General features: G+C 73.3%; 13 protein-coding genes. 9 read left to right on the forward strand and 4 right to left on the reverse strand.

From position 1 onward, the window contains the following. Positions 1-199 precede the first annotated feature (199 nt). From ACI2L3_RS00065 to ACI2L3_RS00085, 5 genes are all read left to right on the forward strand, one after another. A complete protein-coding gene (locus ACI2L3_RS00065; protein WP_404750008.1) occupies positions 200-703 on the forward strand; it encodes a tetratricopeptide repeat protein in 504 nt (167 codons plus the stop codon). A gap of 47 nt (positions 704-750) precedes the next feature. Then, complete coding sequence (locus tag ACI2L3_RS00070) at positions 751-2,667, forward strand: hypothetical protein (protein ID WP_404750009.1); 1,917 nt, start codon at positions 751-753, stop codon at positions 2,665-2,667. Between the two features lie 63 nt (positions 2,668-2,730). After that, positions 2,731-3,645, forward strand: coding sequence for a metal-dependent hydrolase (locus tag ACI2L3_RS00075; protein ID WP_404750010.1), 915 nt, complete (start codon positions 2,731-2,733; stop codon positions 3,643-3,645). A gap of 1 nt (position 3,646) precedes the next feature. After that, the gene (locus ACI2L3_RS00080; RefSeq protein WP_404750011.1) at positions 3,647-4,714 is read left to right on the forward strand and encodes a PDR/VanB family oxidoreductase; all 1,068 of its coding nucleotides are present in this window, start codon (positions 3,647-3,649) and stop codon (positions 4,712-4,714) included. A gap of 68 nt (positions 4,715-4,782) precedes the next feature. Beyond that, positions 4,783-5,520 (forward strand): TetR/AcrR family transcriptional regulator, encoded by a 738-nt coding sequence (locus tag ACI2L3_RS00085; RefSeq protein ID WP_404750012.1) that lies wholly within the window; start codon positions 4,783-4,785, stop codon positions 5,518-5,520. Here the strand turns inward: ACI2L3_RS00085 and ACI2L3_RS00090 are convergent. Then, on the reverse strand, positions 5,496-5,855 hold the full coding sequence (locus ACI2L3_RS00090) for a 5-carboxymethyl-2-hydroxymuconate Delta-isomerase (RefSeq protein ID WP_404750013.1): 360 nt from the start codon (positions 5,853-5,855) through the stop codon (positions 5,496-5,498). The genes ACI2L3_RS00085 and ACI2L3_RS00090 overlap by 25 nt on opposite strands. Before the next feature lie 50 nt (positions 5,856-5,905). Between ACI2L3_RS00090 and ACI2L3_RS00095 the strand changes: the two genes are divergently transcribed. Next, a complete protein-coding gene (locus tag ACI2L3_RS00095; RefSeq protein WP_404750014.1) occupies positions 5,906-6,433 on the forward strand; it encodes a GNAT family N-acetyltransferase in 528 nt (175 codons plus the stop codon). Here the strand turns inward: ACI2L3_RS00095 and ACI2L3_RS00100 are convergent. Further along, entirely contained in the window at positions 6,430-8,064 is a 1,635-nt protein-coding gene (locus ACI2L3_RS00100; RefSeq protein WP_404750015.1) for a SpoIIE family protein phosphatase, read from the reverse strand. The genes ACI2L3_RS00095 and ACI2L3_RS00100 overlap by 4 nt on opposite strands. 331 nt (positions 8,065-8,395) lie before the next feature. Between ACI2L3_RS00100 and ACI2L3_RS00105 the strand changes: the two genes are divergently transcribed. The 3 genes from ACI2L3_RS00105 to ACI2L3_RS00115 all read left to right on the forward strand — a co-directional run bounded on the left by ACI2L3_RS00105 (position 8,396) and on the right by ACI2L3_RS00115 (position 12,122). Continuing rightward, entirely contained in the window at positions 8,396-10,057 is a 1,662-nt protein-coding gene (locus tag ACI2L3_RS00105; protein WP_404750016.1) for a glycoside hydrolase family 13 protein, read from the forward strand. A gap of 25 nt (positions 10,058-10,082) precedes the next feature. Beyond that, positions 10,083-11,108 carry a LacI family DNA-binding transcriptional regulator gene (locus ACI2L3_RS00110; RefSeq protein WP_404750017.1) on the forward strand — a complete coding sequence of 342 codons (1,026 nt, stop codon included), beginning with the start codon at positions 10,083-10,085 and terminating at the stop codon, positions 11,106-11,108. 117 nt (positions 11,109-11,225) lie between these two features. Further along, positions 11,226-12,122 carry a phosphatase PAP2 family protein gene (locus tag ACI2L3_RS00115; protein ID WP_404750018.1) on the forward strand — a complete coding sequence of 299 codons (897 nt, stop codon included), beginning with the start codon at positions 11,226-11,228 and terminating at the stop codon, positions 12,120-12,122. Here ACI2L3_RS00115 and ACI2L3_RS00120 read toward each other — a convergent pair. Both ACI2L3_RS00120 and ACI2L3_RS00125 read right to left on the reverse strand, forming a co-directional pair. Next, positions 12,103-13,689, reverse strand: coding sequence for an amidohydrolase (locus tag ACI2L3_RS00120; protein ID WP_404750019.1), 1,587 nt, complete (start codon positions 13,687-13,689; stop codon positions 12,103-12,105). The two genes, ACI2L3_RS00115 and ACI2L3_RS00120, sit on opposite strands and share 20 nt — an antisense overlap. Before the next feature lie 12 nt (positions 13,690-13,701). Continuing rightward, positions 13,702-15,174, reverse strand: coding sequence for an APC family permease (locus ACI2L3_RS00125; protein WP_404750020.1), 1,473 nt, complete (start codon positions 15,172-15,174; stop codon positions 13,702-13,704). Positions 15,175-15,290: the final 116 nt, after the last annotated feature.

Here is a 15,290-nt window from a genome sequence, read left to right on the forward strand (position 1 = left end):
CCGCCGCGAAGCGGCGGGCTAGTCGCCCCTACTCCCGCAAGGCGTCGCGGGGCAAACGGGCGGGTGGGTGGGATACATCCGCCGCGAAGCGGCGGGCTAGTCGCCCCTACCCCCGCAGGCCGGCGCAGGGCAGAACCCACCCCGCCCCGCCCCGGAAAAAGGAGTGGCTGAGGAGTGGAGCGGCTGGCACCGTGGGCGCATGGATGCGGCGTGGGAGCAGCGGGTAGCGGAGGCCTGGGGGGAGTTCGACTCCTACGGGGAGGAGGAGGGCGCGGCGTTCAGGCGCGTGATCGACGCGCTCGCGGACGAGTTGCCGCCGGACCACCCCGTCGGCCTCTTCGAGCGCGCCTGCGCCTTCGACTCCACCGGCCACTCCGACCGCGCCGTGCCGCTCTACCAGGAAGCCCTGGAGCGCGGCCTCGACGGGTACCGCAGGCGGCGTACGGCCGTACAGCTCGCGAGTTCGTTGCGGAACGTGGGGCGGGCCGAGGAAGGAGTCGCCCTGCTGAGGGCCGAACTGGACGCGCCGTCCGACGAGTTGGACGACGCCGTGCGGGCCTGCCTCGCCCTGTGTCTCGCGGATCTCGGCCGGGAGCGCGAGGGCCTCGCCCTCGTGCTGGGCGCCCTCGCCCCTCATCTGCCGCGCTACCAGCGGTCGATGGCGAATTACGCCCGCGCGCTCGTGGCGGACGGCCGGCCATGAGGTGACCAACCGAGGATTCGCTCGTTTTGCTGAACGTGTCGTCGAATGTGCAGTCTCCGTCGAAGTCCCCGAAGCCCAGCGGCCCCGCCCCCGTCGTCGACGTGGAGCAGGCCGAGGCCGCCCTCGTCGAGCACTACCCGAGGCTCGTGCGGCTGGCCTATCTGGTGCTGCCACCGAGCCTCGGCCGCAACCGCCGGGTCCTGACCGCGCACGCGCTCACCCAGCGCGCCCTGCCGCGCAGCCGCAGGACGGGTGAGGCGGTCGTCGTCCCGTCGCAGCGGGGCCGCGGGAGCGGTGGGCCGCACGGCGATCCGGCGTACGCGTGCGTTCGTCTCCAGGTGGTGCGCTGCGCGCTCGACGCCGGGCTCCCCCTGCGGTGGACCTCGTGGCCCAAGCGGGCCCAGCTGCCGCCGCTGCTGCCGCAGGTCCGGGGGCTGCGGCTCTTCCCGCGTTCGGGGGGCGCCGAAGAGCTCGCCCTGGACCAGGAGCTGGCCGAGCTGTCGGGTGCCGCCCGCGCCGCCTACGTACTGCGCGGGATGGAGGGCCTCGACGACGACGGCGTGTGCGCCGTGCTCGCCGCCGCGGGCTGCGAGTACCCCGAGGAGGCCCTGGACGAGGCCGACGACATCGACGCGCAGTACGAGCTGCTCGCGTCGCCCGGGTTCGACCCCTGCACCTTGCAGGCCAGGCCGACCGACCTGATGCGGCGCAGGCAGCACATGAAGGCCGCGGGTGTCGCGGTCGCCGCCGCGCTGGTGTGCGGGGCCCTGCTCGGGATGCCCGGTGACGGCTGGGGGCCCGACGGCGCCGCCGCGCCGCCCTACGCGCAGAACCCGGCCGCCCAGGCCGCGCTCGATCCGGGGCAGTTGAGAGCGGCGCCCGCGGGGGCGTGGAAACGTTCCGCTCGTGTCGACTTCTCCGCGTGGCCCGCCCGCGGCAACCTCGTCGGCGACAAGGAGCTGCTGCGCCGCGCCCTCGCCGTCTGGGCGCGGCCCGGCGAGTCCGTGCAGGTCTCGGCGACGCCGGGCACCGCGGCCGGGGCGCCGCCCGGCCCCGCCCAGCTGCTCTTCGCCGGCGAGATCGACTCCGCGCGCGTGGTGCTGCTCTACGACGGCCTGCGCATCGTGCGGTACGCGGAACCGCGCAAGGGCACGAGCGGCGCGGCGCTCGACTTCGCGCGCGTGGACGGCGCGACCGGCACCGAGGCGGACGCCGTCGTCGTCGACCGCGCCGACGGGAACATCCGCTACCTGACGGCTCCCTGGGTCCGGTCCGCCTCGGTGCAGGACCTGCTGAAGCCGGCCGCGGGCCCCGTCGCCCTGCGCCGTTCCGAGGACGGCGTCACCGCGCCCTTCGCCGGACCGTCGGCGACCGGCCACTGCGCGTCGTGGAACGCGCTGCGGCTGCGCGACCGCTCGGGCGCGGTGCGCATGTCGACCGACCTCGGGGAGCTGGTCCCCGCCCATCTGACCGCGGGCCGCCCGCAGGCCCCGCGCGAGGCCACCGCCGCGGACTGGTCGAAGTCGGCGTGCTCCCTCGCGTCGGTGCGCTCGCACGGCATCCGGTCCGTGAACTCGTGGACGTACGCCCGGCAGGCGCTGCCCGAGGGCAACGGCGTCGCGGACTGGGCCTGTACGCGTGCCGAGACCTGGCGGGGAATGGGCAGCCGGACCCTCGCCGAGTTCCGGACCGCCGACGGGCCCTCGGGCGCCGTCGCCGCGCAGGCCGCGGACTCCCCCGACTGCGGCCCCCGCAGCCCGCACGTGCTCGCGGGCGTCCTGTGGAAGTCCCGGGCCGGCAGCTGGTACCTCCTCGGCGCGGGCAGCAAGAACGTCACCTCCATCACCGCGTCCGGCGGCACGCGCGTGGCCGGCAACCTCCTCGCCACCAGGACGGAGCGGACCGCGCAGGCGCGGCTCAGCGGCAGGCTCGGCGACGGCACGAAGGTGCAGACGCTGCGGTAGGAGCGCGGAAGTTCCGCGCGCAGACCCCTGTACCCCCGTACTACCCATCAGTACATTGACGCCATGTCTAATACGCAGAGCCGGGCGCCCGAGCCCGTCGCGTCCGAGCACATAGCGCTCAAGGCACGCAACGTCTCCTTCTCCTGGGAGAGCACCCCGCTCCACTGGCTCCCGGACGACCCGTTCACCACGCACACCATCAACGTGCTGCATCTGCTGCTGCCCGCCGGTGAGCGCTGGTTCGTGCACGTCTACAAGCAGGTGCTGCCGCTCATCCGTGACGAGCGGCTGCGCGCGGACGTCATCGGGTTCATCGGCCAGGAGGCGATGCACGCGCAGGCCCACGACGAGGTCCTGCCGCACCTCAAGGAGCAGGGGCTCGACCCGACGCCGTACACCGCGCAGGTCGACTGGCTCTTCGAGAAGCTGCTCGGCGACCGGACGCTGCCGCCGGGCAGGGCGCGCCGGTGGTGGCTGATGGAGCGCGTCGCGATGATCGCGGCCATCGAGCACTACACCGCGTTCCTCGGCAACTGGGTGCTGAACGCCGAGGAGCTGGACCGCAGGGGCGCCGACCCGACGATGCTGGACCTGCTGCGCTGGCACGGCGCGGAGGAGGTCGAGCACCGCTCCGTCGCCTTCGAGCTGTTCATGCACGTCGACGGCGGCTACCGGCGGCGGGCCAGGACGTGGGCGACCGCGTTCAGCGCCCTGGTCTTCCTGTGGCAGCGCGGGGCGCGGTTCTTCATGGAGAACGACCCGACGCTCGTCGACGGCAGGGCGAGCTTCAAGGACTTCCACCGGAGCGGGAAGGCGGGGACGCTGCCCTCCACCGGTGACATGATCCGGTCCATCCCCCGCTACCTGAGTCGCAGTTACCACCCCTCGCAGGAGGGCAGCACGGCGCAGGCCGTCGCCTATCTCGCCTCATCGCCCGCCGCCCGCGCCGCCCTGGCCGCCGAGAAGGGGGCCGTCTGACATGCCCCGCATCCGCACCGTCGCCCTCGTCGCGGGCGCCGCTTTGCTCGCCCGGCGGGCCATGCGGCGCCGCATCGCGACTTCGCCGCTGTGGCCGCTGCCCGCCCTGGAGGAGCCGGTCTCCGGGCGGCCGCGCTCGCGGGCGCTGCGGCTCCGCGTCGCCCGGCACGAGACGGTCGCCGACGGCGTCGTACAACTGCGCCTGGAGGGCGAGAACTTGCCCGCGTGGGAGCCGGGGGCCCACCTCGACGTCGTGCTGCCGTCGGGGCTCGTGCGGCAGTACTCGCTCTGCGGCGACCCCGAGGACTCCTCGTCGTACACCGTCGCGACCCGGCTGATCACGGCCGAGCAGGGCGGCAGGGGCGGTTCCCGCGAGGTGCACGGGCTCCGGGAAGGCGCTCGGGTGGAGGTGCGCGGGCCGCGCAATCGCTTCCCGCTCGCGGACGCGGCGGCGTACGTCTTCGTGGCGGGTGGCATCGGGATCACGCCGATCCTGCCGATGCTGCGGGCCGTCGAGGCGTCCGGGACGGAGTGGCGGCTGCTGTACGGGGGGCGTTCACGGGCCTCGATGCCGTTCCTGGAAGAGGTCGAGAAGCTCGGCGGCGGCCGGCGGGAGCGCGTCACCGTCGTCGCGGAGGACGAGGACGGGCTGCCGGACCTGGCCGCCTTCCTCGACGGGACACCGCCCGGCACCGCCGTCCACGTGTGCGGGCCCGAGGCGCTGATGGACGCCGTCGGCACCGTCCTGCCGGACGGGTGTTCGCTGCACCTCGAACGTTTCACGCCACGCACGTCGGCCGACGGCAACGCCGCATTCGAGGTCGAACTGCGCCGCAGCGGCCGTACGGTGGCGGTCGCGGCGGACACCACGGTGCTCGCAGCCGTCCGCGCCGAGCTGCCGAACACCGCGTACAGCTGCGAGCAGGGCTTCTGCGGAACGTGCCAACAGCGCGTCCTGGAAGGGGAGATCGACCACCGCGACGAGCTGCTCACGGACGGCGAGCGGGCCGGCTCCATGCTCATCTGCGTCTCGCGGGCGCGCGGTGAGCGGCTCGTCCTCGACATGTGAGGTGCGCACCCGCGAGCGGGCGCGCACCGGTCGGCAGCGGGGCCGGTTCTGCTCGGTAAGGTGTTCGCATGACAACCGGGGTGCGCCGCAGGATGGGTGTCGAGGAGCGGCGGCAGCAGCTGATCGGGGTCGCGCTCGAGCTGTTCAGTCACCGCTCGCCCGACGACGTCTCCATCGACGAGATAGCAGCGGCCGCGGGCATCTCGCGCCCGCTGGTCTACCACTACTTCCCCGGCAAACTCAGCCTTTACGAGGCGGCGTTGCGTCGGGCGGCGGACGACCTGGCCGAGCGGTTCGTGGAGCCCCGCGAGGGTCCGCTCGGGGCGCGGCTGCTGCGGGTGATGGGGCGCTTCCTCGACTTCGTCGACGAGCACGGGCCCGGTTTCTCCGCCTTGATGCGGGGCGGTCCCGCGGTGTCGGCGGGCGGGGCGCTCGCGCGGGAGACGGCCTCGGCGACGAACGCGCTGATCGACTCCGTGCGGCAGGCGGCCTACGACCAGATCCTCGCGCACCTGGGCGTCACGGACCCGCCCGCCCGGCTCGAACTCGTCGTGCGGTCCTGGATTTCGCTCGCCGAGTCGACGGCGCTGATCTGGCTGGACGGCCGGCGCATTCCGCGCGCCGAACTGGAGTTGCAGCTGGTGCACGACTTCGCGGCGCTGGCCGCGGTGAGCGCCGCGTACGACGAGGAGATGGCGGCGCTGCTGCGCGGCATCCTCGTCACGGAGCCGGCCGACGGCCCGTTCACCGAGCTCCTCGACCGGCTGTTCGCGCTGGTGCCTCAGGCCTCCGCCGACTTGCGGTAGGAGGCGTCCAGGTCGCGGATCTCGGCGGAGGCGTGCAGCCGCAGGCCGTCGGCGGGCTTCACGTACTGCCGTACGAGCTCAAGGGCGCCTTCCGTCACCCGCGCCTTGGTCTCCGCCGAACGCCCGGCCAGCAGTCCGATCATGACGTGGACGATGCCGTCGCTGCCCGCGCCGTCACCCACGACGCACTCCTCGGTCCGCACGAACCGGGTCTTGCAGGCCTCCGGCGCGGCGCCCGCGACGTCGGCGAGCAGCGGGTGCAGGGCGAGGGCGAACCCCCTGCGGTCGAAGCCGTCCGCGAGCTGCTCGGAGTAGTCGACGGTGATCTGCGGCATGGGCCACCCCTTGTTCGTCCGGTGTCATACCCACCCTTACGGTGATCGACATGACGGCGCAACTGACGTTCAGCAGGGCGGACATGACCGACCTCACCACGCTGGTCGGCCTCTACGAAGGCGCGGCACGCTGGATGCTGGACCACGGCATCGACCAGTGGAAGCCGGGCGCCAAGGACGAGCGGCACTTCCGCCGGCTGATCGAGTCCCCCTCGGAGGAGGTATGGCTCGTAGGGGACGGGGCGGGGGCTCTCGGGGCGTACGAGCTGTGGTGGTCCGACGAGCAGGCGTGGGGCGTCCAGCCGCCGGTGGCCGGGTATGTGCACCGGCTGATGACGCGGCGCGGGGCGCCCGCCCGGACGGGCCGGGCGCTGCTGCGGGACGCCGAGCGGCGGATCGCCGCGGCGGGCCGCGCGCTGAGCCGCCTGGACGTCGTGGTGTCCAATCCGCGGCTGCGCGCGTACTACGAAGAGGACGGTTACGCGGTGGTCGGAGAGCTCGGCGACAAGCGTGCCGCCGACGGCAGCCCGTACGGGGTCCTGCTCATGGAGCGGCCGCTCGGACCAGGCGTCTGCTAGCCGTCCGCGCGCAGCCGCATGGCGAGCAGGGCGATGTCGTCGTCGCGGCCGTGCCCCAGGCAGGCGAGGAGGGTGTCGCAGAGGGCCGCGACGCCGAGGGGCGCCGCGGCGGCGACCTCGCGCAGCTGCTCCATGGAGACGGCGAGGTCGGTGCCGCGGGTCTCGATGAGGCCGTCGGTGATCAGGAGGAGCCGGTCGGTGGGGCGCAGGACCGTCTCGGTGGCCGGTGGTCTCTTCAGGCCGAGGCCGAGCAGCGGGCCGCCGGCCCGGAGGTAGTCGGCGGTGCCGTCGTCCCCGACGATGAGGGGCGGGATGTGTCCGGCGTTGGCGACGCGGGTGTGTCCGGTGGCGGGGTCGACGAGGGCGAGGCAGAGGGTGGCGGTCACCTCGGGGTGGTAGCGCTGCAGCATGTTGTCGAGGCGCCGGGCGAGCGTCGTGGGGTCGGGGTCCTCGATGCAGTAGGCGCGCAGCGCGTGCCGGATCTCGACCATCACGGTGGCGGCGTCCAGGGAGTGCCCGACGACGTCGCCGATGCCCGTGAGGAGGCCCTGCGCGGTGCTGAGCGAGGCGTAGAAGTCGCCGCCGATCTCCGTGTCGCGGGAGGCCGGTTCGTAGCGGACGACGACTTCCGTGCCGGGGATCTGGGGCACGTGCGCGGGCAGGAAGCTGCGCTGGAGGGTCAGGGCGATGTGCCGCTCCACCTCGTACATCAGCAGCCGCTCGGCGGCGACCGCGGTGGCGTGCGCGAGCCGGCCCACGAACCGTCCGGTGCCGGGCACGAGTCCGCGGTCGTACGCGGGCGTGGCGAGGCACACCGGTGCGGCGCCTTCGCGGGCGCGGGCCAGGGTGAGCCGGGCGCCGTCCGGGACTCCGCCGTCGCGGGCCGGATCGGCCTGGAAGAAGCCGGCCGGCCACAGGGGCGCGGGCACGAAGAGGTCGCGCACGCCGACCCGGCCCGACATGTCGCGCTCGATGAGGAGGGCCACCGCTTCGTGCGCGCCGTCGTCGGGCAGTGAGGCGGCGGCTCTGCGCCGGGACAGGCCGCGGTGGACCTCGCCGTCGTCGCCGAGGACGAACGCGGCGGCGGGGCCGTGGGTGAGGCGGGCGGCACCGGTGGCGGCGGCCTCGGCGAGCTCGCGCGGGCAGCGGGCCGACTGCACGTCGAGGATCGTCTCGGCGAGCCGGGTCAGGTGCCCGGCCTGCGCCTCGGCGTCGGTCCGGTGGCGTGCGCCGCGGGCGGCGGCCCGCACGACGGCCTGGATCTCCTCCGGTTCGGCGGGCACGGTCAGATAGGCCTCGCCGCCCGCGTCGAGGCCTCGGCACCGGTCGGCGGGGGCTATCCGGGCGGCCGAGAAGTGCACGACGGGCAGCGCGGCGAACGGCGGTGACTCCTTCAGGCGGCGGCACAGTTCGAAGCCGCTCATGTCGGGCAGGCCGACGTCGACGAGGGCCACGTCGGGCAGTTCGCCGTTGCGCCGCCGCAGGTCGAGTTCGATGAGCGCCTCACTGGCGCTGGCCGCGAGCACGACGGAGTGGCCGTCCCTGCGCAGGACGGCGCTCAGGGCATACCGGCTGGCGGCGACATCGTCTACCACCAGGATCGTGGTGCCTGCCTTGCCGTTGACGCTCACGCGGGGCCCCTTTGGGGCTGGTGGGGCAGACCCCCCGCGGGCCTGCCCGACCAAGTTAGCGCTCCGGCGGACGCTCCGGGAGATGATGACGGTGCTACGACCGGGAACGGTGAAGATCCAGGAACTTCCTTCTCGCGGAGGCTTCGTGACGATACGATCTGCGCCCGTCTCCGGGCGGGGGTTCCCTCGGTGCGCGGGGCCGGATCGCACCGGTGCGGCGGAGGCCGTCGTGTCCTTCGCGTTCCGCCGGGCGTTTTACCGGAGTGTCCGACCGCTCCGCCCGCGCTCCCGCGCCTGTCCCCCGTAACTCCCCGCACTTCCAAGGGACGACATGACCCAGAACGCCACCGCCGCCCCCACCACCGGCTCCGCCTCCGTCCGGGAGTGGTGGCGCGACGCGGTCATCTACCAGGTCTATCCGCGCAGCTTCGCCGACGGGGACGGCGACGGGATGGGCGATCTGCCCGGCATCACGGCCCGCCTGCCGTACCTGCGCGACCTGGGCGTGGACGCCGTCTGGCTCTCGCCCTTCTACGCGTCGCCGCAGGCCGACGCGGGGTACGACGTGGCGGACTACCGCGCCGTCGACCCGATGTTCGGGACCCTCGCCGACGCCGACCGTCTCGTCCGCGAGGCGCACGCGCTCGGTCTGCGCTTCATCGTCGACATCGTCCCCAACCACTGTTCCGACCGGCACGAGTGGTTCCGGCAGGCGCTGCGGGACGGGCCCGGGTCGGCGGCGCGCGAGCGCTTCTTCTTCCGCCCCGGCAGAGGCGCGGACGGGACGCTGCCCCCGAACGACTGGGAGTCCGTCTTCGGCGGCCCCGCCTGGACCCGGGTCGCGGACGGCGAGTGGTACCTCCACCTCTTCGCGGCCGAGCAGCCCGACTTCAACTGGGAACACCCGGACGTCCACGACGAGTTCCGCTCCGTCCTGCGCTTCTGGCTCGACCTCGGCGTCGACGGCTTCCGCATCGACGTCGCCCACGGCCTGGTCAAGGCGCCGGGCCTGCCGGACATCGGCCACGCGGAGCAGGTCAGGCTGCTCGGCAAGCAGGCCGTGCCCTACTTCGACCAGGACGGCGTGCACGAGATCTACCGCGACTGGCGCCGCATCCTGGACGAGTACGGCGCCGGGCCGGGCACCGAGCGGATCGCCGTCGCCGAGGCGTGGACCCCCACGGTCGAGCGCAGCGCCCTCTACCTGCGCCGCGGCGAGCTGCACCAGGCCTTCAACTTCGAGTATCTGACGACCGGCTGGGACGCCGCCGCGCTGCGCGCCGTCATCGACCGCTCCCTCGCCGCGATGAGCGCCGTGGACGCGCCCGCCACCTGGGTGCTCTCCAACCACGACGTCGTACGGCACTCGACGCGCTTCGCCGACGGCGACGCGGCCCGCGGGCTGCGCCGGGCGCGGGCCGCCACGCTGCTGATGCTGGCGCTGCCCGGCTCCGCCTACCTCTACCAGGGCGAGGAGCTGGGCCTGCCGGAGGTGACGGAGCTGCCGGACGAGGTGCGCCAGGACCCGGCGTTCTTCCGCGGTTCGGGGCAGGACGGCACGCGGGACGGCTGCCGGGTGCCGCTGCCGTGGTCCGGTGAGCGGGCGCCGTTCGGCTTCGGCCCTGTCGAGGGCGGTCCGAGCTGGCTGCCGCAGCCTGACTCCTGGAAGGACCTGTCGGTGGCGGCGCAGACGGGCGACCCGGCGTCGACCCTGGAGTTCTACCGCCGCGCTCTCGCGGTGCGCCGCGCGCATCCGGCGCTGGGGGCGGGCCGTGACATCGCGTGGGAGCCGGCGCCCGAGGGCGTGCTGGCCTTCCGCCGCACCACGTCCGCCGGTTCGTTCGTGTGCACGACGAACGTGTCCTCCTCCCCCGTCACGGTGCCCACGCCCGGCACGCTGCTCCTCGCGAGCGCGGACGTGGCGCCGGAGGCCGGGCCGGGTGCCGAGGGGACCGTACTCCCTGCGGATTCAACGGTCTGGTGGGCAGCCTGAGATACGACCGGTACAGTCCAATCCTGTGACCGCACGGCTAGCCGACATCGCAGCCCAGGCGGGGGTCAGCGAAGCGACAGTAAGCCGCGTGCTCAACGGCAAGCCGGGCGTCGCCGCGGGCACCCGTCAGTCCGTGCTCGCCGCACTCGACGTGCTCGGCTACGAACGCCCGGTGCGGCTGCGGCAGCGCAGCGCGGGCCTCGTCGGGCTGATCACGCCGGAGCTGGAGAACCCGATATTTCCCGCGCTCGCGCAGGTCATCGGGCAGGCCCTCACCCGGCAGGGGTACACGCCGGTGCTCGCCACCCAGACCCCGGGCGGCTCCACCGAGGACGAGCTCACCGAGATGCTGGTGGACCGCGGCGTCGCGGGCATCATCTTCGTCTCCGGTCTGCACGCGGACACCTCCGCCGACATGAACCGGTACGAGCAGCTGCGGGCGCAGGGCGTCCCCTTCGTCCTGGTGGACGGCTACTCGCCGAAGGTGCAGGCGCCGTCCATCTCCCCCGACGACCGGACGGCGATGCGCCTCGCGGTCACCCACCTCGTCTCGCTGGGTCACACCCGCGTCGGTCTCGCCCTCGGCCCGAAGCGGTTCGTGCCGGTACAGCGGAAGATCGAGGGGTTCGTACGCACGATGCGGGAGCAGCTGGGCCTGTCCCCCGACGACATCGAGACAGAGCTGATCCAGCACTCCCTGTACACGCTGGAGGGCGGCCAGGCGGCGGCGTCGGCGCTGATGGACCGCGGCTGCACGGCCGTCGTGTGCGCCAGCGACATGATGGCGCTCGGTGCGATACGGGCGGCGCGGCAGCGGGGTCTGGAGGTGCCGGACGACGTGTCGGTGGTCGGCTTCGACGACTCCCCGCTGATCGCGTTCACAGATCCGCCGCTGACGACGGTGCGCAAGCCGGTGCCCGCGATGGGCCAGGCGGCGGTGCGCACCCTCCTGGAGGAGCTGGGCGGCACCCCCGCGCCGCCGAGCGAGTTTGTCTTCATGCCGGAACTGGTGGTCCGCGGTTCAACGGCTTCCGGCCCCAGGCGCCCCTAGGGGAACAGCAGGATCATGTGCGGGTGGCGGGCTCGTCCCTGTGGCGTAGAGAATGCGGCCCGAACCCGACCAGGGGATGATCGGTCGAAGGGTGGGGATCTGGCAGACTCTGTCCCTATGGGTGAGACGACCGTGACGACACTTGAGGGCCGGCAGAGGCCCGATGCATCACCCATCGCGGGCGCCGAGACCGCTCGCAATGGGCGCACTGCGCCGCGTCGTCTCCGCCGGTTCCGCACCCCGCGCCGCCCTCGGCTCTGGTTCGAGATCCTGCTGATCGCGGTGAGTTACTGGACGTACTCGCTGATCCGCAACGCCGTGCCGGAGCAGAAGTCGCAGGCGCTGCGGAACGCCGACTGGATCTGGCGCCTCGAGCGTGACATGGGCATCGCCGTCGAGAAGAGCGTCAACCACGCCGTGGACTCGGTGACATGGCTCATCGTCGGCATGAACTACTACTACGCGACACTGCACTTCGTGGTGACGCTCGGCGTCCTGGTCTGGCTCTTTCGCAAGCATCCCGGGCGGTACGCGGCCACGCGCCTCGTCCTCTTCGCGACGACGGCGGTGGCCCTGGTCGGCTACTACCTGTACCCGCTGGCGCCGCCGCGCCTGATGAACGGCACCACGTTCATCGACACCGTGGTGGTCCACCAGACGTGGGGCTCGATGGCCTCCGGCGACCTCAAGAACATGTCGAACCAGTACGCGGCGATGCCGTCGATGCACATCGGCTGGTCGCTGTGGTGCGGCCTGACGATCTTCGCCCTGGCGTCGGTGCCGTGGGCGAAGGTGCTCGGCCTGCTCTACCCCGTCGCGACGCTCGTCGTCATCGTGGCCACGGCCAACCACTTCTGGCTGGACGCGGTCGGCGGCATGATCTGCCTGGCCTTCGGTTTCCTGGTGGCCCGGCTCTGGTACGGCGCGATGCCGTACGCGCTGCCCCGCGAGGTGGCGGGGGCCGCGCCCAGGTCGGATGCGGCCCTCCGCATGCTCATGCGTCGCGGTACGTGACGTTCCCGCCCGCCACCGTCAGCCGGACCGGCGCCTGCGCCACCTCGTCCGCGGGCGCGGCCACCGGATCGAGCCCGAAGGCCGTCAGGTCGGCCCGGAACCCGGGGGCAACGCGGCCCGCCACCTCCGCCTCCCCGCCCGCGACGGCGGCGTGCGTCGTGCAGCCCTCCAGCGCCATGAGCCCCGTGAGGCCCTGGGCGCGGCCCGCCGCGCCCCGCGGCACCCGGGCCGTGGCGAGGACCCCGCGCGCGTCGTAGTGCGCGATCGGCCAGTCGGAGCCGAGGGCGACGTAGGCCCCGGCGTCCCGCAGGTCCCGGGTGCGCCAGGCCCTGGCGGCCCGGGCGTCGCCCAGCCGCTTCGACCACTCGTCGCTGTGGTCGGCCCGCGTGTACGCGGTGTGCGGCGGCTGCATCGAGGCGATGACGCCCAGCTCGGCGAAGCGCGGAATCGTGTCGTCCGGCACGGTCTCGATGTGCTCGATCCGGTGCGCGAGGCGGCCGCTGCCGCCCAGTGACGCCACGGTGTCGAGGACGTGCCGCACGGCGGCGTCGCCGATGGCGTGGGTCGCCGTCCGCACCCCGGCCGCGTGCAGCTTCCGCAGGGCGTCCGCGTACGCCTCCGGGTCCGGCCAGAAGGCCTCGGTGCCCTGACCGTGGCAGTCCGCGTGCTCCAGCCAGGCGGTGCCGCCCTCGACAGTGCCGTCCATGAAAAACTTGGCGCCACCGACCCGCCACAGCCGCCCGGCCTCCGCCTGCAGAGCGATGATCTCGTCGATCCCCTCCTCCCCCACGCCGGGCATGCACCAGGGCGCCAGCCGCAGCCGCAGCGGCAGGTCTCCGTCCTCCTCCACCGACGCGAGCAGCTGCGGGACGTCGCCCCCGCCGAGGTCCATCACATGGGCACCGGTCAGCCCGGTGGCCGCCATGGCGGACAGCAGCTCGACCAGCCGGGCGCGGCGCTCGGCGTACGAGGGCCGGGGCAGCACGGCCTGGACGAGGTCCATGGCGGCATGCTCGACGAGGTGCCCGGTGAGCCGCCCCTCCCCGTCGCACACCACGGTGGACCGCTGGGCGAACTCGCGCGGCCCCTCGACCCCGGCGGCCCGCAGCGCGGCGCCGCTGACCAGCGCGGAGTGCCCGTCGTAGAGCCGGATGAAGGCGGGCGTGCCGTCGAGCACGTCCTCGATGAGCCCACGGTCGACGGGCCGCCCGCCGAAGACGTTGTGGTCCAGCCCCCACGCGACGACCCACCCCTCGGTCCGCCCGGCCCCGCGCAGGGCCGCCCGCAGCTCGTCCAGATCGCGCACGCCGGAGAGATCGGTCCCGGTGGCCATCTCGAGCCCCCACACCGGGTGACTGTGGGAGTCGACGAGACCGGGCGTGAGGGTGGCCCCGTCGAGGTCGATGACCTCGGTGCGGGGGCCGCGTGCGTCACATACGTCTGCGTCTCCTTCATCACCGACGGCGACGATCACGCCGTCGCGGACGGCGACGGCGGTGGCGTGGGGGCGGCCGGGGTCGAGGGTGCGGATGTGGGCGCCGGTGAGGATGAGGTCGGCTGCGGGCATGGCTCTCTGCTCCTAGGCGAGGGGGCTCGTGGTCTCGGTGAGGGGTTCGGTGGGCCGCTCCTGCTCCCGCGGCGGCTCGGCGGCGAAGCCCGCGTAGACCTCCGGCCTGCTCCGGCGGAGCCGTACCGCCAGGGCGAGGCCGAGCAGAAGAACGGCGGGCACGAGCACGACAAGCACCGTGTTCACGAACGTCGAGGCGCCCGTGAACAGGTCGATGTGCGTGACGACCAGGACGAGCGCGCCGGTGAGCAGCACACTCGCGGCGACGGGCGCGACGACGGTGCGCAGGACGCCTTCCTGGTGGCTGATCCGGCGGAAGTAGCAGGGTATGGCGATGGCGGCGAGCAGCTGGAGGGCCAACAGGCCGATCATTCCGGGGGTGTTGACCCAGAGGAGCAGCTGTTGGTACGGGTCCGCGCCGGCCGCGGCGAAGGCGAGGACGACGACCGCGCCGAGGACGGTCTGCGCGGCGCCCGCGACGTACGGGGAGCGGTGGCGCGGATGGACGCGGCCGAGCGCTTTCGGCAGGACGCCTTCCTCGGCGAGGGAGAGGCTGTAGCGGTTGATGGCGTTGTGGAAGGCGAGCAGGGAGGCGAGGACGCTGGTGACGATGAGGACGTGCATGAGGTCGGCGGCCCAGCCCCCCACATAGGTGGTGATGGCGGAGAAGAAGAGCCCGGCGGGATCGGACCCCGCGGCCTTCACGACTTCTTCCTCACCGAAGGCCTGGACGACGGTCCAGACGACGAAGGCGTAGAAGAGGCCGAGGAAGGCGACGGCTATATAGGTGGCGCGGGGCACGGTGCGGTCGGGGTCGCGGGCCTCGCGGCGGTAGATGACGGTGGACTCGAAGCCGGTGAACGCGGCGAAGGCGCAGGCGAGGACGGCGGCGGTGCCGGGTACGAGGACGTTGTCCGGTGCGAGACTCCGCAGGCCGAGTCCGTCGGCACCGCCTTCGAGGAGGACGCCGGCGGCGAGCAGAACAAGGATGCCGGTCTCGGCAACCAGGAGCACGCCGAGCAGCTTCGCCCCGAAGTCGATGGACCGGAATCCGCCGTACCAGATGAGCAGCAGCCCGGCGAGGGACACCGGCAGCCAGGGGATGTCGACGCCGAAGAGGGCGAGTCCGGTGTCCTGGGTGGCGGTGCCGAGCAAACCGTAGACGCCGATCTCCATGCCGTTGTAGCCGAGCATGGCGAGGAGCGCCGCGGCGATGCCGGCCGGGCGGCCGAGGCCGCGGGTGATGTACGCGTAGAAGGCGCCGCCGCTGCGCACGTGGCGGCTCATCGTGGTGAAGCCGACGGCGAAGACGGTGAGGGTGATGCCGGCGAGGAGGTAGCCGACGGGGGCGCCGATGCCGCCGAGCGTGAGGGCGATGGGGGCGACGCCCGCCATGACGGTGAGCGGGGCCGCGGCGGAGACCACGAAGAAGGCGATGTCGGCGGTGCCGAGTGTGCCGGTGCGGAGCGTGCTGGCGCTGGCCATGGGGTGGCAGCCCTTCTGCGGCGGGCGGATGCAGGGCATGGCGTGGGGAGGGGCATGGGACGGGGCCGAAAACCTAAAGGCTTTCGGTTTCGGCAATGTAGCCTCACCCTGGGCAG

Source organism: Streptomyces sp. NPDC029674 (assembly GCF_044903205.1).
Lineage (GTDB): Bacteria > Actinomycetota > Actinomycetes > Streptomycetales > Streptomycetaceae > Streptomyces.

Coding starts and splice junctions, on each gene's coding strand:
- ACI2L3_RS00085 (WP_404750012.1), top strand. CDS start 4,783: ATGACAACCGGGGTGCGCCGCAGGATGGGTGTCGAGGAGCGGCGGCAG.
- ACI2L3_RS00105 (WP_404750016.1), top strand. CDS start 8,396: ATGACCCAGAACGCCACCGCCGCCCCCACCACCGGCTCCGCCTCCGTC.
- ACI2L3_RS00115 (WP_404750018.1), top strand. CDS start 11,226: ATGGGTGAGACGACCGTGACGACACTTGAGGGCCGGCAGAGGCCCGAT.
- ACI2L3_RS00095 (WP_404750014.1), top strand. CDS start 5,906: ATGACGGCGCAACTGACGTTCAGCAGGGCGGACATGACCGACCTCACC.
- ACI2L3_RS00125 (WP_404750020.1), bottom strand. CDS start 15,174: ATGGCCAGCGCCAGCACGCTCCGCACCGGCACACTCGGCACCGCCGAC.
- ACI2L3_RS00075 (WP_404750010.1), top strand. CDS start 2,731: ATGTCTAATACGCAGAGCCGGGCGCCCGAGCCCGTCGCGTCCGAGCAC.
- ACI2L3_RS00080 (WP_404750011.1), top strand. CDS start 3,647: ATGCCCCGCATCCGCACCGTCGCCCTCGTCGCGGGCGCCGCTTTGCTC.
- ACI2L3_RS00065 (WP_404750008.1), top strand. CDS start 200: ATGGATGCGGCGTGGGAGCAGCGGGTAGCGGAGGCCTGGGGGGAGTTC.
- ACI2L3_RS00090 (WP_404750013.1), bottom strand. CDS start 5,855: ATGCCGCAGATCACCGTCGACTACTCCGAGCAGCTCGCGGACGGCTTC.
- ACI2L3_RS00120 (WP_404750019.1), bottom strand. CDS start 13,689: ATGCCCGCAGCCGACCTCATCCTCACCGGCGCCCACATCCGCACCCTC.